12 protein-coding genes are annotated in these 16,251 nt (G+C 70.9%); 4 read left to right on the forward strand and 8 right to left on the reverse strand.

Going from position 1 to position 16,251, the window contains the following annotated elements; genetic code table 11:
* The first annotated feature begins 93 nt into the window (after nt 1-93).
* From ACZ5VQ_RS26280 to ACZ5VQ_RS26290, 3 genes are read left to right on the forward strand one after another with little or no spacing between them, the layout of a single operon-like run.
* Nucleotides 94-1,098 (forward strand): ABC transporter substrate-binding protein, encoded by a 1,005-nt coding sequence (locus ACZ5VQ_RS26280; RefSeq protein ID WP_469107018.1) that lies wholly within the window; start codon nt 94-96, stop codon nt 1,096-1,098.
* Nucleotides 1,095-2,243, forward strand: coding sequence for an acyl-CoA dehydrogenase family protein (locus ACZ5VQ_RS26285; RefSeq protein ID WP_469107019.1), 1,149 nt, complete (start codon nt 1,095-1,097; stop codon nt 2,241-2,243). Before ACZ5VQ_RS26280 ends, ACZ5VQ_RS26285 begins: the two co-directional genes overlap by 4 nt.
* A complete protein-coding gene (locus tag ACZ5VQ_RS26290; protein WP_469107020.1) occupies nt 2,240-3,628 on the forward strand; it encodes an FAD-binding oxidoreductase in 1,389 nt (462 codons plus the stop codon). The genes ACZ5VQ_RS26285 and ACZ5VQ_RS26290 overlap by 4 nt, the downstream gene beginning before the upstream one ends.
* Before the next feature lie 209 nt (nt 3,629-3,837).
* Here ACZ5VQ_RS26290 and ACZ5VQ_RS26295 read toward each other — a convergent pair whose 3' ends face one another.
* Both ACZ5VQ_RS26295 and ACZ5VQ_RS26300 read right to left on the reverse strand, forming a co-directional pair.
* A complete protein-coding gene (locus tag ACZ5VQ_RS26295) occupies nt 3,838-4,245 on the reverse strand; it encodes an SseB family protein (protein ID WP_362069044.1) in 408 nt (135 codons plus the stop codon).
* A gap of 121 nt (nt 4,246-4,366) precedes the next feature.
* The gene (locus tag ACZ5VQ_RS26300) at nt 4,367-5,608 is read right to left on the reverse strand and encodes an acyl-CoA dehydrogenase family protein (RefSeq protein WP_469107021.1); all 1,242 of its coding nucleotides are present in this window, start codon (nt 5,606-5,608) and stop codon (nt 4,367-4,369) included.
* Nucleotides 5,609-5,834: 226 nt separating this feature from the next.
* Here ACZ5VQ_RS26300 and ACZ5VQ_RS26305 point away from each other — a divergent pair, with 226 nt between their 5' ends.
* Nucleotides 5,835-7,100 (forward strand): alpha-L-fucosidase, encoded by a 1,266-nt coding sequence (locus ACZ5VQ_RS26305; RefSeq protein ID WP_469107022.1) that lies wholly within the window; start codon nt 5,835-5,837, stop codon nt 7,098-7,100.
* 24 nt (nt 7,101-7,124) lie between these two features.
* Here the strand turns inward: ACZ5VQ_RS26305 and ACZ5VQ_RS26310 are convergent, their stop codons facing one another.
* The 6 genes from ACZ5VQ_RS26310 to ACZ5VQ_RS26335 form a co-directional block, all read right to left on the reverse strand.
* Nucleotides 7,125-7,406, reverse strand: coding sequence for a metal-sensitive transcriptional regulator (locus ACZ5VQ_RS26310; RefSeq protein ID WP_200400358.1), 282 nt, complete (start codon nt 7,404-7,406; stop codon nt 7,125-7,127).
* Nucleotides 7,407-7,546: 140 nt separating this feature from the next.
* Complete coding sequence (locus ACZ5VQ_RS26315) at nt 7,547-8,107, reverse strand: cysteine hydrolase family protein (protein ID WP_469107023.1); 561 nt, start codon at nt 8,105-8,107, stop codon at nt 7,547-7,549.
* Nucleotides 8,104-9,597 carry a purine-cytosine permease family protein gene (locus tag ACZ5VQ_RS26320; protein ID WP_362069031.1) on the reverse strand — a complete coding sequence of 498 codons (1,494 nt, stop codon included), beginning with the start codon at nt 9,595-9,597 and terminating at the stop codon, nt 8,104-8,106. The genes ACZ5VQ_RS26315 and ACZ5VQ_RS26320 overlap by 4 nt, the downstream gene beginning before the upstream one ends.
* A gap of 134 nt (nt 9,598-9,731) precedes the next feature.
* Complete coding sequence (locus ACZ5VQ_RS26325) at nt 9,732-11,951, reverse strand: NADP-dependent isocitrate dehydrogenase (protein WP_469107024.1); 2,220 nt, start codon at nt 11,949-11,951, stop codon at nt 9,732-9,734.
* Nucleotides 11,952-12,097: 146 nt separating this feature from the next.
* On the reverse strand, nt 12,098-13,588 hold the full coding sequence (locus ACZ5VQ_RS26330; protein ID WP_469107025.1) for a hypothetical protein: 1,491 nt from the start codon (nt 13,586-13,588) through the stop codon (nt 12,098-12,100).
* A gap of 277 nt (nt 13,589-13,865) precedes the next feature.
* Nucleotides 13,866-16,247: a bifunctional salicylyl-CoA 5-hydroxylase/oxidoreductase gene (locus tag ACZ5VQ_RS26335; protein ID WP_469107026.1), complete on the reverse strand. Its 2,382-nt coding sequence runs from the start codon at nt 16,245-16,247 to the stop codon at nt 13,866-13,868.
* Nucleotides 16,248-16,251: the final 4 nt, after the last annotated feature.

Below are 16,251 nucleotides of genomic sequence, written 5' to 3' on the forward strand. Positions count from 1 at the left end.
GCGCGCTCTCGTCCCTCCCCTGCCCTCCCTGCGCTCCCCCACCTCCGTCCGTCCTCCGTCCTCGTCTGAATCGATTCCTCTCATGGAGACTCCGTGTTCCGTCGCACCCTGCTCACGTCCACCGCCGCGCTCGCGCTTCTGCTGCCGCTCGCCACGGCCTGCGGAGGCGACGCGGAGGCCGAGTCCTCCTCCGACCTCTCCTCGGTGACGCTGGCCGTCGGCGCCACCGGCTGGAAGAACGAGGAGGCCGTGCTCAAGTTCGCCCACCTCGACGACACCCCGTACAAGGTGAAGTGGAGTCTGTTCCAGGGCGGTGACCAGCAGCTCCAGGCCGTCCGGGCCGGAGCGCTCGACCTTGCCTCCTCCAGCGAGATCCCGCCGGTCTTCGCCGCCGCCGACGACAGCCCGAACTTCAAGGTCGTCGCCGTGCAGCGCGGCACCACCCTCAACCAGGAGGTCGTCGTCCCCAAGGGCTCCGAGGTGACGGACATCGCGGATCTGAAGGGCAAGAAGGTCGGCTACGTCCAGAACACCACCGCCCACTACTTCCTGTACGAGCTGTTGAAGCGGGCGGGCCTGAAGTGGTCGGACATCGACGCCAAGCCGCTCCTGCCCAACGACGGGCTCGCTGCCCTGAACGGCGGCGGCATCGACGCCTTCGCCTCCTACGGCACGTCGGTCATCACGGCCCATCAGCAGGGCGCCGTCACGGTCGGCTCGGGCAAGGACGTGCTGTCCGGCAACTTCCTCTGGTCGGCCCGAGACAACGTTCTGAAGAGCCCTGGCCGGCGGGCCGCCGCGGCCGATCTGATCGCCCGGATCACCAAGGCGTACGCGTACATCCGTGACGGCCGCGAGCACGAGTTCGCGAAGGTCGTCGCCAAGGCCACCCACCAGCCCGTGGCCCAGGCGGAGAAGGACTTCCGCGACGCGCAGGCACAGCGACCGACCCGGGCCAGGACGGTCGGCGACGACACCATCGCCTCGCAGCAGAAGGTCGCCGACGCCTTCACCGAACTGGGCGCCCTGAAGGGAAAGCTGGACGTGAAGTCCTTCTGGAGCCGCGCACTCGACACCGATCTGGAGAAGGCCCTGTGACCGAGAACCCCCCGGTGAGTCCGGGCGTGAGCCCGGACCTGATCGCGCGCCTCGCCGAACTCGCCGTGGGATACGACCGGTCGGGTGCCTTTCCCGCCGAGTCCGTCCAGGTGGTGCACGAGGCGGGGCTGCTCACCGCGACCGTCGGGGAGCGGTACGGCGGCCGGGGCGCCCGAGTGGAGGAGACCGCGCGCATCCTGCACACACTGGGTCGGGGCGATCCGTCCGTGGCCCTGATCACGGCGATGACCCTCAACACCCACGCCCGTGAGGCCGTACGACCGACGTGGCCCGAGGAGCTGTACGCGCGCGTGCTCAAGGAGTCCGAGCAGCGGCCGGTTCTCGTCAACCACGCGCGCGTGGAGCCCGAACTGGGTTCCCCGGCGCGGGGCGGACTGCCCGCGACGGTCGCCCGGCGCACGGCGGACGGCTGGTCGGTCGGCGGGCGCAAGCGGTTCGTGACGGGCGCGGAGGGACTGGACTGGTTTCTGGTGTGGGCGACCACCGATGAGCCGGAGCCGCGCGTGGGCACGTTCCTGGTGCCCGGCGGCTCGCCCGGCATCGAGATCACCGACCGGTGGGACCAGCTGGGGCTACGGGCGAGCGGCAGCCACGACGTGACGTTCCGGGACGTGGAGGTCCCGTACGAACATGTCATCGGGCTCGGCCCGCACGGTCCCGCGAGCGAGCAGGACAACCGGGCCGGAGCATCGCTCCATCTCCCGCTCGCCGCCCTGTATGTGGGGGTCGCGCGTGCGGCACAGGCCTTCTTCCACACCTTCGCGCACACGCGCGTGCCCGCCAATCTCGGTTACCCGGTGGCCCGTACCGAGCGTTTCCGGCGGACGGCCGGGGAGATCGAGGTGCTCCTCGCCACCGCCGAGCAGCTGCTCTTCGACGGGGCCGCGAGGGTCGACGCCGAGGACCCGACCTACACGCTGGAGCAGGCCCTCGGCGCGCGCGTACTGGCCGACCGGCACGCGGTACGGGCCGTCGAGCTGGCCGTACGGCTGCTCGGCAATCCGGGGCTGGCCCGCGGCAATCCTCTGGAGCGGCACTTCCGTGACATCCAGTGCGCGCCCGTGCACGCGCCCCAGGAGGACATCTCCCTGCTCGCCATCGGAACGAAGGCACTCGACCTGTGACCGCTCCCGCGACGACCGCTCTCGAATCCACGAAGGCCGCCGAACTGCTCGGGCTGCTGGCCCGTGATCTGGCCCCCGACCGGCTGGCCACCGATCCGCGCACGCTGGCCGCGCACGCCACCGACCGTTCCGGTGCCCGGTCCGACGGCAGTCCCCTGGCGGTCGTCCACGTCCGGCGCACCGAGGACGTGACGGTCACCCTCCGGCACGCGCATGCCCTGGGTGTGCCGGTCGTGCCGCGCGGCGCCGGCACGGGTCTGTCGGGCGGCGCGACCGCGGGCGAGGGCGTGCTGGTCCTCGACCTGTCCGGCATGAACCGCGTCCTCGAACTGTCGGCGGACGACCAGCTCGCGGTCGTCGAACCGGGCGTGATCACAGCCGAGTTGGACCGCGCGGCCGGCGCCCACGGCCTGCGGTACGCGCCCGACCCCGCGAGCGCCGCCATCTCCACGATCGGCGGGAACATCGCGACCAACGCGGGCGGCCTGCGCTGCGCCAAGTACGGCGTGACGCGGGACAGCGTGCTCGGTCTGGAGGCGGTGCTCGCGGACGGCACGGTGATCAGGACCGGCCGCCGTACGGTGAAGGGGGTCACCGGCTACGACCTGACCGCCCTGCTCACCGGCTCCGAGGGCACCCTCGCGGTGATCACCTCGGCGACGCTGCGGCTGCGGCCCGTCCCCGTGGCGACGGCCACGCTCGCCGCGTACTTCCCGTCCTTCGAGGCCGCCGCCGAGGCGTCGTACGCGATCGGCCGGGCCGGGGTCGAACCGGCGCTCGCGGAGCTGGTCGACGGGCCTGTGCTGCACGCCATCGACCCCGAACTGCGCGAGCGGGGCGCGGCGTTGCTGGTCGTCCAGTGCGACGGAGCGGGTGCGGCCGTGGAGGCGGAGGTGGTCGCGCAACTGCTCACGCCGCTGGCGACGACGGTCGAGGTGACCGACGATCCCGCCGAGGCGGAGTCGCTGCTCGCCGCGCGCCGGCTGGCCCTGCCGGCCCTCGAACGGCTGGGCCGGCCGCTGATCGAGGACATCGCGGTACCGCGCTCGCGGCTCGCGGAGGCGGCTCGTTCGATCCGTGCCATCTCCGCACGTCATGACGTGCCGATCTTCACCATCGCCCACGCGGCCGACGGGAACCTTCATCCGATCATCGTCGTGGATCCGGCTCTGGACCGGCTCCCGGATGCCGCGTGGGAGGCGGCGGGCGAGATCTTCGCGCTGGCGTTGCGGCTGGGGGGCACGCTCACGGGCGAGCACGGCGTGGGTGTCCTGAAGCGGCAGTGGGTCGCGGACGAGCTGGGGCCCGCGGCGCACGCGCTGCAGCGGCGACTCAAGGAGGCGTTCGACCCCCGGGGGATCCTCAACCCCGGCAAGAGCCTCTGATCGTCGGCGGTCGGCCGCGGGTTGTGTGTGGCTGGTAGCGCAGTTCCCCGCGCCCCTGAAAGCGGGGCTGCGCCCCGGCTTTTGTCTTTTGGGGGCGCGGGGAACTGCGCGCTCAGCCACGGACGACCCGCACGTCGCAAACCACCGAAACCCCCACCCACCCAGGGGCGCGGGAGCCAAAGGCACCCCGCGCCCAAAACACACCCCGCTCAGGCGTGAGGCCGCGCCAACAGCGCACGCACACCCTGCGAGCTGAGCGTCAGCCCATGCGGCGCACTGGCGTCGATGCTCAGCGAGACCTCACTGGTGGGCCACTGCGCGGCAAGCGCACCGAGCGGCACCAGGCGGTAGCGCGACACCGACGGCAGCAGCTCGGCCATCCGCACCTCCGAGGTGAACACCGGAACCAGCGGGTCCCCGCCCGGCTGCTCGATGACGGGCAGGGCAACGACGGAGGGATCGCCTGCCGCCTCGTCGTCGGCGTCGTCCGGCACCGGGACCAGCACGTCACTGCCGGCCAGGGTGTCCAGGGCATCGCCGTCCTCGGCGTTCTCGGCCAGCACGGTAAGCGCTCGCTCGGCCTCCGCCGTGACGTTGTTGTTCGAGGAAATCTCCATGGCACATCCCGACGTAGTAACGAAAACAGGCCGCCCGGACCAGGTTCCGACCCGGGCGCGGCTGGTCGCGTACCCGACGCGGGACGGGCCATGCACGTCTCACCCGGACGTCACCGAACGCTCACGGAATCAGCGGGATGTCGTGCGAGGGCAGCCCGAGCCGGTCGCAGCCGACGCGCCGCGCGAGCGGCTCGGCCATGCTCGGCCCGATGTGGGACCAGTACGTGGCGGCGTCCCGCAGGTAGCGCTGCATCCGCTCGCCGTCACGGGCATGGCGAGAACCGGCCGTGCGGAAGAGGATGCTCTGCGTGACGTCCCAGGCCATGCGGCCCGCCGTGAGGAAGACCAGCGCGAGCCGGTTGTCGTCCGCGACGGTGAAGGGCGCCTCCCCGGAGACATTGCGACGGCAGGTCTCCATGTAGTCCTCGGCACTGCGCTGGAGGGCCGCCTCAGCCGTGTGGATCGCACCGAGTGCCTCGCCCAGGTGGCGCTGGTAGTCGTGGAGCTCGGCCCGCGTGCGGTCGGGTTCCAGGGTCAGCGGCCGCTCGGCGAGGATCCGGGCGTACTCGTCGGCGGCCGCGTACGCCGTGCCGACGATGATGGCGGCCAGCTCCCCGTGGAAGAAGCTGGGGGCCCGGCCCGCGTACAGCGCGTTGCCGTGCAGCTTCGATCCGGGTGTGCCGCCCTCCACCGGCAGGTCGAGGAGGCCCACCTCCCGGGTGAGGTACTCGGGGATGCGAGCCTGTTCCATGCGGATGCTGTTGGAGCCGCTGCCGCGCAGCCCAAGGACGCCGTGCCAGTCGTCGAGCAGCGTCCACACCGAGCGCGGCGCGACGAACAGCACGAGCGGTCCTGGCGGGTCGCCCGGCTTCTCCGGGGCGCGCAGGGTCTGGCCGACGTAGTGCGTGGAGTACGGCGATCCGGACGAGTACGGCCAGGTTCCGTCGAGGACGACGTGCCCGTCGCCGTCCGGCCGGGCCACACCGACCGGCATGACCGTGGACGCGGCGCGGAACTCGCCGTCGTCACCGAAGATCTCCTCCTGCGCCCGCTCCTCGAACTGCGCGGCGACCTGGAGCACATGGGCGGCGGTCAGGGAGAGCGCCCAGCCCGTGGAGGGGCAGCCGCGGGCGATCTCGGTGACCACGCGGTAGAAGGTCGGCACGCCGAACTCGTATCCGCCGTAGCGGCGCGGCTGCAGGATCCGGTAGAAACCGGCCCGCAGGAAGTCGTCGTGCGTGTCTTTCGGGTAGCGCGTCAACCGCTCGGTCTCCGGCTGACGTTCGAGCAGTGCGGGCCGCAGGGCGACGGCTCGGTCGATCAGTTCGCGTTCGGTCAGTCCGGGTTCGGGAGCGGCGATCACGGTGCCTCCTGACGTGTGGGGCCGTCCGTACGTGTCGCGATACGGGTGATTGAACACGCCACAGGCACCTGCTGTACCCACCGGATAGAGCCAAGTAGTTCCGCACGGAGGTGATCCGGTGGCACGTGGGGGGATCTCGCAGCAACCGGATCCCGGGGTGAAAACGGACCAGTAGTGGTGACCGTCGCCCACGCGTCGGAACCGGGCCCGCGCCTAGCGTGGAGCCATGCCGATGCAACCCTGGTTTCCCGATGCCAAGCTGGGCATCTTCATCCACTACGGCATCTACGCCGTGGGCGGCGCCGCCGAGTCCTGGTCGTTCTACACGGGCGAGATGACACACGAGCAGTACATGAAACAGCTCGACGGCTTCACCGCGTCGCACTACGACCCGGACGCCTGGGCGGAGTTGTTCGCCCGGGTGGGCGCGCGGTACGCGGTGCTCACCGCCCGCCACCACGACGGTGTCGCCCTCTGGAACACCGACCACCGCAATCTCGACGTGGTGCGGGACACCCCGGCGGGACGCGACCTGGTCACCGGCTTCGTCGACGCGCTGCGCGCCCGGGACCTCAAGGTCGGCCTCTACTACTCGCACTCCGACTGGAACCACCCGGACTACGCGACGGAGCGGCACCCCGGACCGGTCATCGTGCCGCCCAACGAGTACTCGCACGCCGAGCCTGGCAAGGAGGACCCGGCGGCTTGGGCGCGCTATCTCGCGTACCGCGACGGCCAGGTCGGCGAGCTCGTCGAGCGCTTCCGGCCCGACGTCCTCTGGTTCGACGGGGAATGGGAGCGCACCGAGGAGCAGTGGCGGATGGGCGAGCTCGCCGAGCTGATCCTTTCCGGCAACCCGGACACCATCCTCAACGGCCGCATGCTCAGCCACGGCGACTACGCCACGCCGGAGCAGGGCACCCCGCTGCGGGCCCCGGACGGTCCGTGGGAGCTCTGCCTCACGATCAACGACTCATGGAGCTTCCGGCCGCAGGACCGCGACTTCAAGTCGGTGCGCCAGCTGGTGCGGTACTTCACGGAGACGATCGGCATGGGCGGCAATCTGCTGCTGGGCGCCGGGCCCCGCGAGGACGGCACGATCCCCGAGGAGCAGATCGAGCGCTTGGAAGGCCTCGGTGCATGGATCGCGCGGCACTCCGACGCCGTGTACGGCACCGTCGCCGGGCTGCCCGCCGGGCACCACTACGGTCCCAGCACCCTGTCCGCCGACCGGCGCACCTTGTACCTGGTGTGCTTCGACGCTCCCCGCGACTCCGTCTCGATCCGCGGCCTGCGCAATCCGGTCCGGCGGGCCACGGTCCTCGGTACGGGCGCGGAACTGGGCCACCACGTCACCGGCGGCCTCGACGCCGTTCCCGGGGTGACGTGGATCGACGCGCTAGCGGCCGCCGACCTGGACGACCGGGCGACGGTGATCGCCGTCGAACTCGAAGGGGAGCTGGACCTGTACACGGGTGCGGGGCGCCTCTGACGACGGCCTTCCGGCAGGGGTGCGTCAGGCGAGGGACAGGAAGAGCTTCTCCAGGCGCGCCCGCATCTGGTCGCGGTCCAGGTCCTGCTCGCCGCTCTCGTCGGTCATGCAGTGCTGGAGTCCGGTCGCGATGATCGCGAACCCGGCGCGGTCCAACGCCCGTGACGCCGCGGCCAGTTGGGTGACCACCTCTTCGCAGGAACGCCCCTGTTCGATCATGTTGATCACGCCCGCGATCTGCCCCTGGGCCCGCTTGAGCCGGTTGATCACGGACTTCAGCTCGTCGGCCGCCATCTGCAGTTCCATGTGGAGCGCTCCCTCGGTATATACCCCACCCGGTATGGTACGCCTCGCCCGATGGGGCCTGGGGTGCCGTGTGGGGTCTGCGGTGCTCGGGTGCTCACGCGAGCGGTGCTGGGGTACTCACGCGACCCGTGCTCAGGCGCTCACGCGACCCGGGCGAGCACCTCGGCCACGGTGACGACCCGGATCAGCGGCCGGTACAGGTCCATGATCTGCAGGGCCTTGGCGTGCGAGGCGTCGTCCGCCCCGGCGCAGGCGTCGGCCGCCACCCACACCTCGGCCCCGGCGTCGGCGGCGGCCAGTGCGGTGGAGAGCACACAGCAGTCCGTACTGACTCCGGCGAGCACCAGACGGCCCTCGGGACCGACTCGCCCGGCCAATTCGGGAGTCCACTTGCCGAAGGTCGGGGCGTCCAGCAAGTGCCGGGCGTGGAGCGCGAGTTCGTCCACCAGCTCCCAGAGACGGTCGTGCGGCGGCCGCAGCGCGAAGGGCCACTGCTCGTAGTACGCCCGCCAGGCGCCGGCGGGCTTCTCGGGTGCCAGGAACCGGGTGAAGGTGACGCGTTCCTCGAAGGCCGGCAGCAGGCGGAGTACCCCGTCCGCGGCCTCGGTGAAGCGGGGCGCGGCCCAGGGGCTGTCCGGCTCGGCGAAGACGCGCTGCATGTCGATGACGGCCAGCAGGCTCCGGGGCCCCGGTCGGCTCATGCGCCGGGCACCTCCACGTCCAGCGGCCGGCTCGGTGGCTGCGCCTCCTGCGTACGGATCCGGCCGCGGCCGAGTGCGAGGGTGCCGAGGAAGCCGAGGGCGAGCGCGGCGAGTACGCCGAGGTTGGCGTAGGCCCAGGAGCCGTCCTTGCCGCCGAGGCCCAGCGGGCCGAGCAGATAGCCCTGCCACTCCAGCCAGCCGGCGGCCGTGTTGGTGACGAGGCCCCAGCCGATCGCGGTGGCGGAGAGGGTCAGCAGCAGCGGGAGCGGTTCGACGTCGCCGTAACGGCCGCGGGTGCGGAACAGGTCGGCATCGTCGTAGTCGCGGCGCCGCAGCAGGAGGTCGGCGAGCATCACACCGCACCAGGCGGCGACGGGCACACCGAGTGTGGTGAGGAAGCCGATGAACTGGCCCAGAAAGTCGTCCGTGAGGAACACGATGTAGATCGAGCCCGCGATCATCAGCACGCCGTCCAGCAGGGCCGCCAGATAGCGCGGCATCCGCAGCCCCGCCGCGAGCAGGGCGAGACCGGAGGAGTAGATGTCGAGGACCGCGCCGCCGACGAGACCGAGTACGGCCACGGCGGCGAACGGGATCAGGAACCAGGTGGGCAGGATCGTGGTCAGCGCGCCGATCGGGTCGGCCGCGATGGCCGTGTTGAGCTCGGTGGACGATCCCGCGAGCAGCAGGCCGAAGACCAGCAGGAGCAGCGGTGCCACCGAGGCGCCGAAGGCGGTCCAGCCGACCACGCCCCGGCCGGAGGAGCCGCGCGGCAGATAGCGCGAGTAGTCCGCGGCCGCGTTGACCCAGCCGAGTCCGAAGCCGGTCATCATGAAGACCAGCGCGCCGATGAACTCCTGGGCGGAGCCGGAGGGTACGGCGCTGACGGCCGACCAGTGGATGTGGTCGGCGACGAGCCCGATGTAGACGACGGTCAGGACACCGGTGACCACGGTGATGACCGTCTGCAGCCGCATGATCAGGTCGAAGCCCATCACTCCGCCGACCACCACGAGCGCCCCGACGACGATCAGGGCGACCACCTTGGTCCCGGTGCCGCCGCCCCAGCCGAGCCGGTCGAGAACGGTCGCGGTGGCCATCGTCGCCAGGGCCGTGAGCACGGTCTCCCAGCCGACGGTGAGCATCCACGAGACGACCGACGGCAGCCGGTTGCCGCGTACTCCGTAGGCCGCCCGGCTGAGCACCATCGTCGGCGCGGAGCCACGCTTTCCCGCCACCGCGACGAACCCGCAGAGCAGGAACGAGAAGACGATCCCGATCACCCCGGCGGCCAGCGCCTGCCAGAACGAGATCCCGAACCCGAGCGCGAAGGACCCGTAGCTAAGTCCGAGAATGGACACGTTCGCCCCGAACCAGGGCCAGAACAGGGTCCGGGGGGTGCCCTTGCGCTCGGCATCCCCGATCACGTCAAGGCCATGCACCTCGACCTGGAGCTGCCGACTGCCTGCGCCTCTGTCGGAAGAGTCCACGGGAGAGTCCGTCATCGTCGACCTACCCCTCTGGCGAGACCCGCGCCCCTTCAGGGGCGCGGGGAACTGCGCGACAAGCCACAACGCACCCGCAGACGACCAACGTGCCGCCGGCGGACCGCTACGGCTCAGGTTCAGGCGAGCGTGGCCAGCGCCGCGTTGAGCGTCGCGGACGGCCGCATCACGGCCGCCGCCTTGACCGGGTCGGGCTGGTAGTAGCCGCCGATGTCGGCCGGCGAACCCTGCACCGCGATCAGCTCGTCGACGATCGTCTGCTCCTGCGCGGTCAGCGTCTCGGCGAGCGGGGCGAACACCTTGGCGAGCGCCGCGTCGTCGGTCTGCTTGGCCAGCTCCTGCGCCCAGTAGAGGGCGAGGTAGAAGTGGCTGCCGCGGTTGTCGATGCCACCGAGGCGACGGCTCGGCGACTTGTCGTTCTCCAGGAACGTGGCGGTCGCGCGGTCGAGCGTGTCCGCGAGGACCTGGGCGCGCGCGTTGTCCGTGGTCTGCGCGAGGTGCTCGAAGCTGGAGGCCAGCGCGAGGAACTCGCCCAGGCTGTCCCAGCGCAGGTAGTTCTCCTTGACCAGCTGCTGCACGTGCTTGGGCGCGGAGCCGCCGGCGCCCGTCTCGAAGAGGCCGCCGCCGTTCATCAGCGGGACGACCGAGAGCATCTTGGCGCTGGTGCCCAGCTCCAGGATCGGGAACAGGTCGGTCAGGTAGTCGCGCAGGACGTTGCCGGTGACCGAGATGGTGTTCTCGCCGCGGCGGATGCGCTCCACGGAGAGCTTGGTCGCCTCGACCGGGGCCAGGATGCGGATGTCCAGGCCCTCGGTGTCGTGCTCCGGCAGGTACCGCTGGACCTTCTCGATGAGCACTGCGTCGTGGGCGCGGCTCTCGTCCAGCCAGAACACGGCCGGGTCGCCGGTCGCGCGGGCGCGGGTGACGGCGAGCTTGACCCAGTCCTTGATCGGGTCGTCCTTGGTCTGGCAGGCGCGGAAGATGTCGCCGGCGGAGACCGTCTGCTGGAGGACGACGTTGCCGGCCTGGTCGACGAGGCGGACCGTGCCGGTGGCCGGGATCTCGAAAGTCTTGTCGTGGCTGCCGTACTCCTCGGCCTTCTGCGCCATCAGACCGACGTTCGGGACCGAGCCCATCGTCGACGGGTCGAAGGCGCCGTTGGCGCGGCAGTCGTCGATGACGACCTGGTAGACACCGGAGTAGCTGCTGTCCGGGAGGACCGCGAGGGTGTCGGCCTCCCCGCCGTCCGGGCCCCACATGTGGCCGGAGGTGCGGATCATCGCCGGCATGGAGGCGTCGACGATGACGTCGGAGGGGACGTGCAGGTTGGTGATGCCCTTGTCGGAGTCGACCATGGCGAGCGCGGGGCCGTCGGCGAGCTCGGCGTCGAAGGACGCCTTGATCTCGGCGCCCTCGGGCAGGGACTCCAGGCCCTTGTAGATGCCGCCCAGACCGTCGTTCGGGGTCAGACCGGCGGCGGCGAGCGTCTCGCCGTACTTCGCGAACGTCTTCGGGAAGAAGGCGCGCACCACGTGACCGAAGACGATCGGGTCGGAGACCTTCATCATCGTGGCCTTGAGGTGCACGGAGAACAGCACGTCCTCGGCCTTGGCGCGGGCGATCTGCGCCGTGAGGAACTCGCGCAGGGCGGCGACGTGCATGACGGACGCGTCGACGACCTCGCCCGCGAGGACGGGTACGGACTCGCGCAGGACCGTGGTGGAGCCGTCGTCGCCCACAAGCTCGATGCGCAGGGAACCGGCCTCCGGGATCACCGCGGACTTCTCGGTGGAACGGAAGTCGTCGACACCCATGGTCGCGACGTTGGTCTTCGACTCGGAGGTCCAGGCGCCCATGCGGTGCGGGTGGGCCTTGGCGTAGTTCTTGACCGACGCGGGGGCGCGGCGGTCGGAGTTGCCCTCGCGCAGCACCGGGTTCACGGCGCTGCCCTTGACCTTGTCGTAGCGGGCGCGGATGTCGCGCTCCTCGTCGGTCTTCGGGTCGTCCGGGTAGGCGGGCAGCGCGTAGCCCTGCGCCTGCAGCTCGGCTACCGCGGCCTTCAGCTGCGGGATCGACGCCGAGACGTTGGGCAGCTTGATGATGTTGGCCTCGGGCGTCTTGGCCTGGTCACCGAGCTCGGAGAGGGCGTCGGCGATGCGCTGGCCCTCCTCAAGGAACTCGGGGAAGAGGGCGATGATGCGTCCGGCCAGCGAGATGTCACGGGTTTCCACAGTGACACCGGCCTGCGACGCGTACGCCTGGACCACCGGCAAGAACGAATAGGTCGCCAGGGCCGGGGCCTCGTCAGTGTGCGTATAGATGATGGTCGAGTCAGTCACCGGGTGCTCCGCTCCACGTCTGCAACATTGCTCGACATCAAGATATCTCGTGATCGGACCTGACCGGACAGGAGGCCGCACAAGTACGTCACAGTCCGGCCGGAGGCCGTCAGCGGCGGGCTCGGGGTGCGGTCGGCGCGGTCGTCTCAGCGCACGGCGGGCGCGATGTGGAGGTGCAGGCCGGCGACGCGGTGCCGTTCCCAGGTCCGGGCGAATTCGGGCGGTTGGCCCTTCGGTGTCGTGAGGGCGGCGACCGGCAGCCGCTCGGCGGCCCCGACGATGCCCGCCGGGGTGGTGTTGGCGTTGTGACCCTGGGTCTGGACGGAACGGCAGCCCGCGTAGAAGGCGATCGGGATGGCCAGGTGCCCGGTCAGCAGACAGGGCGGCCGTACCCCGAGTCGGTGCAGCTCGGCCGCTGTGCGGGCCCAGTCGCGGTGCGAGGCCGTGGTGCGGTCCACGGCGTGGTACAGCACGGTGTACTGGACCGCCAGATGCCCGGCGAGGCCGAGTGCCACCAGGATCGCGGCCACCGGTCGCCGTTTGCGGATCGACGCGGTGACGAGGTGGATGAGCGCGTCGGCGACCGGGATGACCAGCAGCGCGTAGAAGGGGAGCAGGAAGCGCGGCGCGGCGTATCCGATCATGAACAGGTACGGGATGCCGGCCGTCGTGGCGCAGGCAAGGGGCAGGAGGGTGCCCGCCGTACGCCGGGCCCTGACCGCGACCGCCAGCCCGACGGCGGCGAGCAGCGGCAGGACGAACCACCACACGATGATCGGTGTGGCCGGAATCGATCCGGCGCACGGGCGGCACAGGCTCCGTCCGCCCAGGGTGCGCAGCTGGTCCAGGACGGCGATGTTCCAGCCGAGGCCACCCTGGATCCCGGAGGCGTCGGCGAGCCGCTCGCTCAGGCCGCCGAAACCGACGTACGCCTCGACGACCCACTGCGCCGCCCCGCTCACCAGACCGACGAGCAGCGCCGCCAACAGCCAGGGTCGTCGCCAACAAGGGAGGCACACCAGCACGGCGAACAACGGCAGCGTGACCCAGACGGCGTCGGTGGGCCGCATCCACGCCATCAGCGCCGCACTCGCACCGACGGCCCACAGGGCCGCCCGGTCGCCGGGTTCGGCCTGGGCACGCAGGAAGTAGCCGACACCTGCCAGGGCACCGATCGCGACCCAGTAGTTGGGCATGGCCTGCGGACCGTAGAACAAGGTCACCCACAGCGTCGCGAACAGGGCACCGCCGGCGCCGATCACCCGTGCGGGGAAGAGTCCGCGCCAGGCGCGCAGTGCCAGGAAGAGGCCGAGCCCGGACAGCAGAGCCAGATAGACGCGCAGCAGTTCCGTGGACGAGGACCACGAGGCGATCGGTGCGACCAGCAACGAGACACCGCGGGCGCGCGGGGCGCTGAAGAACGCCGCCGGGGTGTGACCGCTGACCTGACTGACGTACACCGACTCGTCCCAGCCGAGGCCCATCCCCGGGCGTACGAGCGCCAGTTGGGCCAGTGTGAAGGCGGCCGCGACCGCTGCCGGCCAGGCCAGGTCTCTGGTGCGCGGACCGATGCGGGCGGTCCGCGTCGCTCCGTGGCGCTCGGCCCGGGCGAGCGTGTCGTTCAAGGTCTTGGCCATCGTCCACCCTTCGTCCCCGCGCGGGCGCAGGGCCTCTTCCGCCTCTGCCGCGACGGGCAGGACGAAAGGTGTGATCCGGTGAAAACATGGCCAAATTAACGTGCGATCTTCGACGGCGCAGTGCGGCAGGAGGGAGACGTTCCGCTGTCCGGAGCAACGTCTCCGCCGAAACCGGGGCTCGCGGACCTGACGCACGAGAGCCGTGCGGCGCGCTCCTGGGGCGCGTCGCACGGCTCACTGCACGGGTTTTGAGAGGTGAGAGGTAGCTTCCGCCGGTTCAGGTGACCGTCGCCGGCTCGCGGGGCGGGGTCCAGCGCAGATGGACGTTCTGGTCGGAGTCGTCGGCTCGCAGCAGGGAGAGGCGGGGGCGTACGGCGTCGGTGCGCGAGGTGGGCGGCTTGCGGCTGCCGGCCCGGTACTGGACCGGCCACTGGGTCGCGGCGCCCCGGTACTCCTGCTCGGCCGCCGCGTGCAGCGTCCAGTGCGGGTCGTAGAGGTGGGTGCGGCCGAGGGCACACAGGTCGGCCCGGCCCGCCAGGAGGATCGAGTTCACGTCGTCGTAGGAGGCGATCGCGCCGACCGCGATGACCGCGGTGCCGGTCGCGGCGGTGACCTCGTGGCGGATCCGGTCCGCGAACGGGGTCTGGTACGAGCGGCCGTACGCGGGGTCCTCGTCCCTGGTGACCTGTCCCGACGAGACGTCGATGGCGTCAGCGCCGTGGGCGACGAAGGCGCGGGCGATGCCGACGGCGTCATGCTCGGTGTTGCCGTCCGGCACCCAGTCGGTCGCGGAGATACGCACGATCATCGGCCGCCCGGCCGGCCAGACGGCCCGGACCGCGTCGAAGACCTCCAGCGGGAACCGGAGCCGGTTCTGCAGCGAACCGCCGTACTCGTCGGTGCGGTGGTTGGCGACCGGCGAGAGGAAGGAGGACAGCAAGTAGCCGTGCGCGCAGTGCAGTTCGAGCAGGTCGAAGCCCGCCTCCGCGCCGCGGCGGGCGGCTGCGACGAAGTCGGCGGTGATCCGGTCCCTGTCGGCGCGGGTGATCTCGCGCGGGACGGCCGACCCGGGGCCGTACGGCAGCGGTGACGGGCCGACGGTCTCCCAGTTGCCGTCCGGCAGCGGATCGTCCATGCCCTCCCACATCAGCCGCGTGGAACCCTTGCGGCCCGAATGGCCGAGCTGCAGGCCGATACGGGCGGTGCTGCGGTCGTGGACGAAGGACACGATCCGCGCCCAGGAGTCACGCTGTTCCCCGGTCCACAGCCCCGTGCAGCCGGGGGTGATGCGGGCGTCCGGAGAGACACAGACCATCTCGGTCATCACGAGCCCGGCCCCGCCCATGGCCTTGGAGCCGAGGTGGACGAGGTGGAAGTCGCCGGGCACACCGTCGACGGCGGAGTACATGTCCATCGGGGAGACGATCACCCGGTTCTTCAGCTCCAGCTCCCCGAGCCGGAACGGCTGGAACATCGCCGGGGCGATCTCGTCGAGGCCCTGCGACTTGGCGAAGGCGGCGTCGACGCGGTCGGCGAACTCCTGGTCGCGGGTGCGCAGGTTGTCGTAGGTGATGCGGCGCGAGCGCGTGAGCAGGTTGAAGCAGAACTGTGTCGGCTCCTGGTGGACGTACATGCCGATGTTCTCGAACCACTCCAGCGAGGCCTGCGCGGCCCGCTGGGTGGACTCGACGACGGGTCGCCGCTCCGCCTCGTAGGCCGTCAACGCCCCCTCGACGTCCGGGTGTTCGTGCAGACAGGCGGCGAGGGCGAGGGAGTCCTCCATGGCCAGCTTGGTGCCCGACCCGATCGAGAAGTGCGCGGTGTGCGCGGCGTCGCCGACGAGGACGAGGTTGCCGTGGTGCCAGCGCTCGTTGCGTACGGTGGTGAAGGCCAGCCACTTCGAGTTGTTGGCGAACACCTGGTGCCCGGCGAGTTCGTCTGCGAAGAGTCCGCGGACGCGCTCCACGGCCCGCTCGTCGGAGGCGCCCGGCGGGAACTCGGTCTCCTCGGTGTCGTCGAAGCCGGCCCGCCGCCAGACGTCCTCGTGCATCTCGACGATGAAGGTGGAGCCCGACTCGGAGTAGGGGTAGCCGTGGACCTGCATGGTCCCCCACTCCGTCTGCCTGACGAAGAACTGGAAGGCCTCGAAGACCCGGTCGGTGCCCAGCCACATGTATCTGTTGTGCCGCCGGTCCAGCGAGGGGCGGAAGACGTCCGCGCGGGCCGCCCGGACCTGGGAGTTGAGACCGTCGGCCCCGACCACCAGGTCGTACGAGGCACTCAGGTCGTCCACCGGAGGGGCGAGCGTCGAGTAGTGCACGGAGACACCGAGTCTGCGGCAACGTTCCTGCAGCAGCCGGAGGAGGTCCTTGCGGCTCATCGCGGCGAAGCCCTGGCCGCCGATCGTGTGGCTCCTGCCCCGGTAGTGGATGTCGATGTCGGTCCAGCGGGCGAACCGCCGTGCCATGGCGTCGGCGAACTCCGGGTCGGCGTTCTCGATGCCGCCGAGCGTCTCGTCGGAGAAGACGACACCGAAGCCGAACGTGTCGTCGGGGGCGTTGCGCTCCCAGACGGTGATCTCGTGGGCCGGGTCGAGCTGTTTCATGAGAGCAGCGAAGTAGAGGCCGCCGGGGCCACCGCCAACGATCGCGATCTTCACGGGA

This window comes from Streptomyces sp. NPDC033178, from assembly GCF_055577685.1.

Coding starts and splice junctions, on each gene's coding strand:
- ACZ5VQ_RS26295 (WP_362069044.1), bottom strand. CDS start 4,245: ATGGAGATTTCCTCGAACAACAACGTCACGGCGGAGGCCGAGCGAGCG.
- ACZ5VQ_RS26305 (WP_469107022.1), top strand. CDS start 5,835: ATGCCGATGCAACCCTGGTTTCCCGATGCCAAGCTGGGCATCTTCATC.
- ACZ5VQ_RS26310 (WP_200400358.1), bottom strand. CDS start 7,406: ATGGAACTGCAGATGGCGGCCGACGAGCTGAAGTCCGTGATCAACCGG.
- ACZ5VQ_RS26315 (WP_469107023.1), bottom strand. CDS start 8,107: ATGAGCCGACCGGGGCCCCGGAGCCTGCTGGCCGTCATCGACATGCAG.
- ACZ5VQ_RS26330 (WP_469107025.1), bottom strand. CDS start 13,588: ATGGCCAAGACCTTGAACGACACGCTCGCCCGGGCCGAGCGCCACGGA.